General features: G+C 69.2%; 10 protein-coding genes. 5 read left to right on the top strand and 5 right to left on the bottom strand.

What is annotated here, in order from left to right; translation table 11 throughout:
• Positions 1–1,133, top strand: a 1,133-nt coding sequence (locus A5698_RS06375) for a DUF7373 family lipoprotein (RefSeq protein ID WP_068294565.1), incomplete at its 5' end; no start/stop codon positions are given.
• Here the strand turns inward: A5698_RS06375 and A5698_RS06370 are convergent.
• Positions 1,117–1,719 carry a TetR/AcrR family transcriptional regulator gene (locus tag A5698_RS06370; RefSeq protein ID WP_068294562.1) on the bottom strand — a complete coding sequence of 201 codons (603 nt, stop codon included), beginning with the start codon at positions 1,717–1,719 and terminating at the stop codon, positions 1,117–1,119. The two genes, A5698_RS06375 and A5698_RS06370, sit on opposite strands and share 17 nt — an antisense overlap.
• A gap of 52 nt (positions 1,720–1,771) precedes the next feature.
• Here A5698_RS06370 and A5698_RS06365 point away from each other — a divergent pair, with 52 nt between their 5' ends.
• The 4 genes from A5698_RS06365 (at position 1,772) to A5698_RS06350 (ending at position 6,123) form a co-directional block, all read left to right on the top strand.
• Positions 1,772–4,042, top strand: coding sequence for a molybdopterin-dependent oxidoreductase (locus tag A5698_RS06365; RefSeq protein ID WP_068294559.1), 2,271 nt, complete (start codon positions 1,772–1,774; stop codon positions 4,040–4,042).
• A 12-nt stretch (positions 4,043–4,054) separates the two neighbouring features.
• Positions 4,055–4,555 carry a pyridoxamine 5'-phosphate oxidase family protein gene (locus A5698_RS06360; RefSeq protein ID WP_068294556.1) on the top strand — a complete coding sequence of 167 codons (501 nt, stop codon included), beginning with the start codon at positions 4,055–4,057 and terminating at the stop codon, positions 4,553–4,555.
• Between the two features lie 4 nt (positions 4,556–4,559).
• Positions 4,560–5,039: a nitroreductase family deazaflavin-dependent oxidoreductase gene (locus tag A5698_RS06355; protein ID WP_068294554.1), complete on the top strand. Its 480-nt coding sequence runs from the start codon at positions 4,560–4,562 to the stop codon at positions 5,037–5,039.
• A 130-nt stretch (positions 5,040–5,169) separates the two neighbouring features.
• A complete protein-coding gene (locus A5698_RS06350; RefSeq protein WP_068294552.1) occupies positions 5,170–6,123 on the top strand; it encodes a hypothetical protein in 954 nt (317 codons plus the stop codon).
• 99 nt (positions 6,124–6,222) lie between these two features.
• Here the strand turns inward: A5698_RS06350 and A5698_RS06345 are convergent, their stop codons facing one another.
• Genes A5698_RS06345 through A5698_RS06330 form a run of 4 tightly spaced genes read right to left on the bottom strand, consistent with a single transcriptional unit; the run spans position 6,223 to position 8,794 of the window.
• Positions 6,223–7,026: an acyl-CoA thioesterase domain-containing protein gene (locus A5698_RS06345; protein WP_068294550.1), complete on the bottom strand. Its 804-nt coding sequence runs from the start codon at positions 7,024–7,026 to the stop codon at positions 6,223–6,225.
• Between the two features lie 27 nt (positions 7,027–7,053).
• Positions 7,054–7,386 (bottom strand): GNAT family N-acetyltransferase, encoded by a 333-nt coding sequence (locus tag A5698_RS06340; protein ID WP_068294547.1) that lies wholly within the window; start codon positions 7,384–7,386, stop codon positions 7,054–7,056.
• A 7-nt stretch (positions 7,387–7,393) separates the two neighbouring features.
• Positions 7,394–8,359 carry a pirin family protein gene (locus A5698_RS06335; RefSeq protein WP_068294545.1) on the bottom strand — a complete coding sequence of 322 codons (966 nt, stop codon included), beginning with the start codon at positions 8,357–8,359 and terminating at the stop codon, positions 7,394–7,396.
• A 15-nt stretch (positions 8,360–8,374) separates the two neighbouring features.
• A complete protein-coding gene (locus tag A5698_RS06330) occupies positions 8,375–8,794 on the bottom strand; it encodes an EVE domain-containing protein (protein WP_068294541.1) in 420 nt (139 codons plus the stop codon).
• Positions 8,795–8,833 lie beyond the last annotated feature (39 nt).

Here is an 8,833-nt window from a genome sequence, read left to right as displayed (position 1 = left end):
AGTTTCAGGCGTGCACGTCGACCGTCGAGGGATCCGCCGTGCGAGCGTCGGGTCCCGCGCTCGACTTCGACCAGCTGGACCCGGGCCGCTTCCCGACGGCACCGCGCGATCCGCTGGGCGTCGCCGGTGACCCGATGCTCGGCGTGGTGCTCGAAGGGCAGCGAATGGCCAACCACGTCATCGGGCCGTGGGAGATCGACCCGGCGATCAAGGACTGGTTTGGACTCGGAGCCATGGTGCTGCCCCGGGCCGAGGCGCTGGCCGCGATCGGGCCGATGAACGTCGCCGCGGCGGCGGCCCGGCACGACTTCGTCACCGGTTTCGCCACCACGCGCACCGAGAAGAACAAGCAGATCCTGCTCAACGCGGTGTTGCGCTTCGCCGACGACCGGGCCGCGAAGGCGGCCGGCGACGACATGGGCGATGCCGTGTCACAGCCTCAGGGCCCCGACGGGCCGTCGCCGAAGATGGACATCCCCGGCCATCCCGAGGCGCGCGCCAGCAGCCACACCGGAACCGATCGCAACATCGGAAAGTTCGGCGCGGTGCGGTCGTTCACCGCGCACGGCCCCTACGTGATGATGCAGCTGGCGCAGGCGACCGCGGGTGTGGACGCCGCCGCCCGGCTGGTCACCAAGAGCATCGACATGCAGGCCTCCGAGATCGACAAGTTCCGCGCCACGGCCCCCGACGAACTGGCCGACATCTCGATCGATCCGACCGGGCTGCTCGCCCGCACCCTGCCGCTCGACGGTCGGGACCCGACCTTCACCAAGGGCGGCACCTACGAACGGCGCGGTGCGCTGCACTTCCAGTCCGATCCCGTCCGGTCCGACAAGCTCTTCTCCGACACCGGCGTCGACCTCGTCGCGATGGGCGGCACGACGGTTTACGAGGCCGAGGACGGCGCGGGGGCCGAGGTCGTCGTCGAGGAGTTCGCCGACGAGGTGTCGGCGACCGCCAAACCGGCCAACCCGGTCCCGGACATGCCGGGCAGCCGATGCCTGCGCACGGACGACGGAGCCTTCTACTGCCTGGCCACCGCCGACCGCTACACCATCGAGACCAGCGCCCCGACTCTGCTTGCGGCGCAACAGATGACGGCCGCGCAGTACATCATGCTGATGAGCTAGCCAGCACCCCGCCGAGCACCAGCGCGGCCAGTTTCTCGGCGGCCGCGTCGACGTCCCTGATGCGGCGCACGCACACGGCGTACCAGGCGCCGCCGGCGATCACGTCCATGATCGTGTCGGCGCCGATGCCGGGTCGGGCGACACCGTCGGCGACCGCGGCGGCCACCCGCTCACCGAGCTGGCTGCGCGCCGTCGCCTCCAGGCGATCGCTGAGCACGCGGCGCATTCCGCGGTCCGAGCGCAGATCGCTGAGCAGACCCGGAATCGCCTCGCGCACGGCGGGATCGGCATACATGGCCAGCGCCCCGCGACACAGCCGGGTGATCTCCTCGGCGAAGTCGTCGGCGGGCCGTCCCGGGCCGAGGTCCGGAAACAGCGCCTCGTGGACGAGGTGCGCCTTGGACCGCCACCGGCGGTAGACGGCCGGCCTGCTGACGTTCGCCGTCGTCGCGATCAGGTCGATCGTGGTGTTCGCGTAGCCGCGCTCGGTGAGCAGCCGACGCGTCGCGGCCAGAACGTCGGCATCGATGGACGGGTCGCGGCGTGAGCCCTGGCGCCGGCGCCGCGGCGCAACGGTGTCGGCCATTTCCGTCCCTTCATCACACGTTGTCGTTACAGTGTGTCACAACAAAGCGTGCATGGAGGAGGAGGGCAGCGTGACCGCAGAGCTCACCACGCCACTCGCCGCGCCGGGAGACGACGGCCGGCACCTGTACACCTGCCCGCTGTGTGAGGCCATGTGCGGGTTGGAGATTCACGTCGACGGTGGCCGCGTCGCCGGCATCCGCGGCAACCCCGACGACACCTGGAGCCGCGGCCACATCTGCCCGAAGGGCGCGACGCTCGGCGCGGTGCACGAGGACCCCGACCGGATCCGCCGCCCGCTGATCAAGGTCGACGGGCAGTGGCGGGAGGTGAGTTGGGACGACGCGTTCCGCCGGTGCACCGAGCTGCTCGCGCCGGTGATCGAGAAGTACGGCATCGGCGCGGTCACCTGTTATACGGGCAACCCACTCGCACACTCGTTTTCGCTGGGCCGCTACACCGGTGTGCTGCTGGGCATGTCCGGCATCCCGCTGAGCTACTCGCCCGGCACGGTCGACCAGTGGCCGAAGAACCTGTCGTCGCACCTGATGTACGGCGGGTGGTGGTCGTTTCCCGTACCCGACATCGAACGCACCGACCTGCTGGTGATCATGGGCGCCAACCCCGCCGCCTCGCAGGGCTCGCTGCTGGCCGCGCCCGACGTGATGGGCATCATCGATGCGATCCGCAGGCGCGGCAGGGTGATCGTGATCGACCCCGTCCGCACCGCGACCGCGGCCAGGGCCGACGAGTGGCTGCCCATCACCCCGGGCACGGACGCCGCGCTGCTGTTGGCGGTCGCACACACGCTGTTCGCCGAGGGACTGGTGTCGCTCGGGCGCTTGGCCCCACACGTCGACGGGCTGGAGCGGATGCGCGAGGTGGCCGCGGACTGGCCGCCGGAGCGCGTCGCCGCAGTGACCGGAATCGGCGCCGAGCGCATCAGGGGATTGGCACGCGAGCTGACCGGCACCGACCGCTCGGTCGTGTACGGCCGAATCGGGTTGTGCAACCAGGAGTTCGGCAGCCTGGCCAGCTGGCTCGTCGACGTCGTGAACATCCTCACCGGGCACTTCGACACTCCCGGCGGGGCGATGTTCCCGCGGGCCGCCGCATGGTCGGTGACCGTGCAACCGATCCCCGGGCTCGAGGACGGCGCCCCGGAGTTCGGCCGCTTCCGCACCCGCGTGCGCGGCGCCAAAGAGGTGCTCGGGCAGGTACCGGTGTCGTGCCTGGCCGAGGAGATCGCGACGCCGGGGGAGGGGCAGATCAAGGCGTTGATCACCGTGGCGGGCAACCCGGTGCTGTCGACGCCCGCCGGACACACCCTCGACGAGGCGCTGCCGATGCTCGACGCGATGATCGCGGTCGACATGTTGATCAACGAGACCACTCGGCACGCCGACGTGATCCTGCCCGCGCCGTCACCGCTCGAGCAGCCCCACCACGACGACCTGATCCTCAACTTCGCGATCAACAGCATCGCGAACTACTCGCCGCCCGTCTTCGAACCCGAGGACCCCGACCGGCCGCAGGAGTGGGAGATCCTCATCCGGCTCACCGGCCTGTGCGCGGGCACGCCGGCCGAGGATGTCGACGTCGCCGCGATCGACGACGGGTTCTTCGATTACATGGCCTTCACACAGGGCCTCGACGGCGCCGAGATCCGCAAGCACTACACCCATGGCGGCCCCGAGCGCATCCTGGACCTCACGTTGCGCACCGGGCCGTTCGGTGACCGCTACGGGGAGAACCCGGACGGCCTGACGCTCGAGAAGCTCAAGGCGCAGCCCAACGGCGTCAACTTCGGGCCGATGGTGTCGCGGATACCCGAGGTGCTCGACACCGCCGACCAGAAGATCCGGCTGGCTCCGCAGTACCTGCTCGACGACCTGCCCCGGCTGGCTGCGCGCCTGGACCGTGCGCCCGATGAACTGGTGTTGGTGAGCCGACGGCACCTGCGCTCCAACAACTCCTGGCTGCACAACGTCGCGCCGCTGATGAAGGGCCGCGACCGGTGCACGCTGCTGATGCACACCGACGACGCGGTCAAGCGCGGTGTCGCGACCGGCGACCTCGTATGCGTGAGCTCCTCGGGAGGTGAGATCGAGGTGGCGGTCGAGGTGACGGACGCGATCAAACCCGGCGTCGTCTCGATGCCGCACGGCTGGGGCCACGGCAAGCCCGGCACGCGGATGTCCGTCGCCAATCAGGCGCCCGGGGTGAACACCAACATCCTGTCGCCGCCGACGTTCGTCGACGAACCGTCCGGCAACGGCGCACTCAACGGCATCCCGGTGACCGTCGTCGCCGCGGCGACCTGACAAGATCGGACCGTGGGCAAGAACGAACGCGCGAAGATCGTCATGTCCGACGACGAGATCGCCGAATTCATCGAACGCAGCCGCACCGCCACCATGGCGACCGTGCTGCCAGACGGGCGGCCGCACCTGGTCGCGATGTGGTACGCCGTGCTCGACGGCGAGATCTGGTTCGAGACGAAAGCCAAGTCGCAGAAAGCGGTCAACCTTCGCCGCAATCCGACCGTCACCGTGATGATCGAGGACGGCGACACCTACGACACGCTGCGCGGCGTGTCGATCGACGGCAGGGCCGAGATCGTCGACGACCCCGAAACCGTTCTGCGCGTTGGCATCAGCGTGTGGGAGCGCTACACGGGGCCGTACTCCGACGAGATGCGGCCGTTCGTCGACCAGATGATGAACAACCGCATCTGCGTGCGGGTGGTGCCGCTGCGCACGCGGAGTTGGGACCACCGCAAGCTCGGCATGCCGGCGATGCCGCTGGGCGGCAGCACGGCCCAATACCTAGGTTGATCGCATGGATCCGAACAACAAGCCCAAGCAGCTGAACTCGCCCGTCGTCGATCGGGTCATGAAGTACGCGGGCAAGGCGCACGTGTGGGTGTACCGCCGCACCGGCGGCAAGATCGGTGCGAACTGGCGGGTGGGCGCGGGGCTCAAGAAGCCGGTGCCGACGTTGCTGCTCGAGCACATCGGGCGCAAGTCCGGCCGACGGCTGGTGTCGCCGCTGGTGTTCATCAACGACGGCGACGACGTCATCGTGGTGGCCTCGAAGGGCGGCAGCGACACCGACCCGCAGTGGTACCGCAATCTGGTCGCGAACCCGGACGCCTACATCGAGATCGGTTCGGACCGCCGCGCCGTGCGCGCGGTGACCGCGACGCCCGAGCAAAAGGCCCGGCTGTGGCCGAAGCTGGTCGAGGCGTATGCCGACTTCGACACCTATCAGGCGTGGGCCGACCGGGAGATCCCGGTGGTCATCCTGCAACCACGCTGACGACACGCCGAGTGCGATCCATCTCACACTCCTGAAGCGTTCGGCCGCCCCCGCACACCGGGTAGCCAACTGGACAGGTGCACCCCAGCGCCGACCCAAACCGTCAACGCTTAAGGGGCGATTTCTATATATGAGTACCACCACCTTGCTGAACCAGTTGCGTACGATTCTTGACCTCACGCACACCGAGATTCAGGTCGCCGAGACCCGGATCACGCAGGCGCGCACCGAGGCTGTTCGTCGCGAGCTGACTCAGAACGCGGAGAACGGCCGCATCCGCGCCGAGGCGATCGAGAAAGCGATCCGCGACCTGGGCGGATTCCCCGACACCATCGGCCCGTTCCTGGGCCGCGCCGCCGCCGCGGTGAAGGCGCTGACCGAGCAGGCCCAGCCCTTCGACGAGGCGCTGCTGGGCGATCTGGCGCTCGAGGATCAGCTGCTCGACCGCGCCCGCTACATCAAGGCGCTCGCGGTCGCCGCGAAGAAGCCCGACGTGCAGGAACTCGCGGATCGCCTGATCACCGCGCACTCCGCGACGGTGAACTGGCTGACGACCGTTCTGGCCGAGGACGCGCTCGGCGGCCCGGCCGCGCTGCAGCGCACCCCGCTGCAGGCCGCCGCGGGTACCGCGGTGAAGCTGGTCAACCTGCCGGGTCAGTGGTCGGCGCAGTCGGTCGAGCGGCTCGCGGAGCTGCTGCGTTCGGCTGGACCGGCCGTCGATGACCTGCGTGAGCGGGCCCAGCGGGCCAGCGAGATCACGTTCAAGGCGCTCGGTGCGTCGCGCGACGGTGCGCTGCGCAGCGCCGAGAAGGTTGTCCGCCGCGAAGGCGCCGACGACGCGGCCGACGCGCTGCACAAGGCCCGTGCCGAGGGCGGTGTCGTCGACGCCGACGAGCTGCCGATCGCCGGATACGAGGATCTCAACCTCAGCGACGCGGTCGCGGCGGTGAAGGATCTCGACGATCCGTCGGACATCCGCACGATCATCGCCTACGAGGAGATGCACAAGAACCGCCAGCGGTTGGTGTCGGCAGCGCAGACGCGCCTGGCCGATATCGCTCAGGAGGTCGTCGGCATCAGCTGACCGAGACCACATGGATGGCACGAAGCACCCCGCGGGAAACCGCGGGGTGTTTCTTCTGTCGCAGGGGTTTTCGAGATCGGTGCGAGGGGCGATCGCGCGCTACATGCGTGGCGGGGTGAAGCCCGGATTCGCCAGCGCGTTGGCGACGCCGCCGCCGATCGGCCCGTACTCGTCGACGATCGTCGCGGTTCCAGTCGCCACGCCCGCGTCGCTGAAGTGGGTGAGCGCGGCGAGCCCGAGATAGGCGCCCTTCGGCAGCCGCGACAGCGACAGCGTGTAGTCGGCGTTGATCCACTGCAGACCGCTGGGACCGAAGTGTGTCAACGAGCTCACCATGTCGCCGGCCATCGCGGCGCGGGTGAACGGGGTGAGTTCGACGCCTTCGACGAGCGGCCGAAAGTCGCGGACCCACAGGTGTTTCGGCCCCGAGTGCTGCCAGTTCATCAGGCCCTCGCCGGGCCCGGGTTCGCGGCCGTCCCTGCCGTAGGTCCACACCAGCGTCGAGAGTTCGCGGGGGATGGGATCGGGTGTCGGCGGCAGCGGCGGCATGGTGACCGGCGTCGTCCAGATCTCATCGGTGGGCTGTTCGCCGTGCCGAAGGAACAGGGCGGTTGCGCGCGCGACGGTCGTGTCGCCCTGCGTCATCAGCGCGTCGACGAGCTTGAGGCGCCGGCCTTCGCGGACGACGGAGGTTTCGACGCGGACGGCGGCCAGCGCGGCCGGGCGGAACAGGTCGACGGTCAGGCGGGCAGGCTGGAAGTCCGGGTCGCCGGCGTCGCGTTCGGCGACGTGTCCGAGCAGACCGCCGGCGTAGTTGCCGCTGATCGTCTGCCCCCACGGCCCGCGCGCCATCGGCGAGGGCACGAAGGCATCGCCATCGGGGGTGAAAAACGCGGCCACCATCGCGAAGACGATAGCGGGTTAGCGGACCTAACGATTAGCCAGCCACTGCTCGACGTCGTCGGACACCGGATCCACGACGTCGCTGTACTCGTCGTGCTTCTCGACGTAGGAGGCGACCATCTTGCAGACGGGCACGATGCGCAGCCCGGCATCGCGGGTCTTCTGCAGCGCCTCGCCGATCAGGATCGTCGCCAGGCCGCGGCCCTCGAAGTCGCTGTCGACTTCGGTGTGGGTGAAGACTCGCTGACCGTCGCGGTCGGCGAACTCGGCAAACCCGACCTTCTTTTGATCGACGGCGATGGCGTAGCGGTCGGCTTCGGCGGTGACCTCGGTGGGCGCGCCGGTCTTGTCGGTCGTCATGGTTCCTCTATACCCGCGGTTTGCGTCGCGGACGCAAGGTCGCGTTGGGCAGCGGGGGAGCGGGCAGCCGCGTCACCGCGCCGCGGTATCCCTGCACGGCGCCGAAGCGGTCGTCGCCGTCCTCCCACTGCCTGCGGTACGACGCGATGTCGTCGTGGCTGCGGCCGAGGAAGTTCCACCACATGATCAGTTCCTCGGGAAACGGCGGCCCGCCGAGCAGCACCAGCCGGGCGGGCTCGTCGCCGCGGTTGGCCAGGTGCAGCCGGTCGGCCCCGGCGGCCTGGAACGCCAGATCAGCGACGTCCAGCGCCGTGTCACCAACCGCAACGTCGCCGTGGTCGAGCAGCACCCCGTGCTCGAACTCCCGATCGACCTCCAGCGTCAGCTCCGCCTTGGTTTCGAGGTCGACCTGCGCGCCGAGCAGCGGCGTGAACGTGTGAACCGGTGACCGCTCGCCCTCTAGTTCGCCGATGAACACCCGCAGCGTCGCACCCTCGTACGCCCGCGGCGCCGGTACGTAATGCTCGAAGCCGCGGCCGGTGTCGCGTGCCCCGTCGGGCAGAGCCACCCACAACTGCACGCCGTGCAGGATCGCGGTCGCGTCGGTCGACACCTCCGAGTGGCAGATGCCCGCGCCGGCCGTCATCAGGTTGAGCTCGCCGGGCCGCACCATCGCATGCACACCGGCGCTGTCGCGATGCTCGACTTCGCCGCTGAACAGCCAGCTGACTGTCTGCAGTCCTGTGTGCGGGTGCGGCGGCACATCCATACCCGTACCGCCGCGTACATCGTGCGGGCCGTAGTGGTCGGCGAAGCACCATGCCCCGATCAGCGATCGCTCACGCTGCGGCAGCGTACGCCGCACCCGGATCGCCCTCGGCCCGCCCAGCGGCACCTCCCGCGGATGCAGGACACCCGCGAACGGGGCTGCCGCGCAGGCGACTTCGGCCGGTGCCGGGTCGGTATTGCTCACCAACCCACAGTAGGGCTATCCCGTGTCCGTCATCGCCGAACGGATCACCTCCAAATCGTCGTCGCCGATCTTGAAAACCCCGAAGCGGAACTTGTAGCCCCACCGCACCTTGTCCTCGATGAAGTCCAGGTGCTCGAGGAGCGGGCGGATCGGCGTCTCGTGCGCGTCGAGGAAGTCGACGTTGCGTCGCCACCGCTCTCCATCCGGGGAGGCCGGATCGAGGTAGGGCTCGTCGTCGGAGACCTGTCCGATCGCGGTGAACGCCTGCAACGGCGGCCCGTCGGGATAAATGGTGCGCGGTGAGTAGAAGACGATCCAATCGCCGCGCGCCATCCTGCGCAGCATGTGCGGTTTGCCGTGATTGGCCTGCGTGAAGCGGCCGCGCACGCCGAGTTCGACATGATCGCGGCTGACTGTGTTGATCCAGTTCGTCATGCCCGAACGCTAAGCGCCACGGCCGACAGGTTCGGACGC

Source organism: Mycobacterium sp. E136, assembly GCF_001666865.1.
Classification (GTDB): Bacteria; Actinomycetota; Actinomycetes; order Mycobacteriales; family Mycobacteriaceae; genus Mycobacterium.
The sequence above is the reverse complement of the archived record's forward strand: the minus strand, read 5'-3'. Positions and strand labels throughout refer to the sequence as shown.

Bases quoted from the DNA above. Each gene is read 5' to 3' on its own strand.
- A5698_RS06370 (WP_068294562.1), bottom strand. From the start codon at position 1,719: ATGGCCGACACCGTTGCGCCGCGGCGCCGGCGCCAGGGCTCACGCCGC.
- A5698_RS06365 (WP_068294559.1), top strand. From the start codon at position 1,772: ATGGAGGAGGAGGGCAGCGTGACCGCAGAGCTCACCACGCCACTCGCC.
- A5698_RS06355 (WP_068294554.1), top strand. From the start codon at position 4,560: ATGGATCCGAACAACAAGCCCAAGCAGCTGAACTCGCCCGTCGTCGAT.
- A5698_RS06350 (WP_068294552.1), top strand. From the start codon at position 5,170: ATGAGTACCACCACCTTGCTGAACCAGTTGCGTACGATTCTTGACCTC.
- A5698_RS06345 (WP_068294550.1), bottom strand. From the start codon at position 7,026: ATGGTGGCCGCGTTTTTCACCCCCGATGGCGATGCCTTCGTGCCCTCG.
- A5698_RS06340 (WP_068294547.1), bottom strand. From the start codon at position 7,386: ATGACGACCGACAAGACCGGCGCGCCCACCGAGGTCACCGCCGAAGCC.
- A5698_RS06330 (WP_068294541.1), bottom strand. From the start codon at position 8,794: ATGACGAACTGGATCAACACAGTCAGCCGCGATCATGTCGAACTCGGC.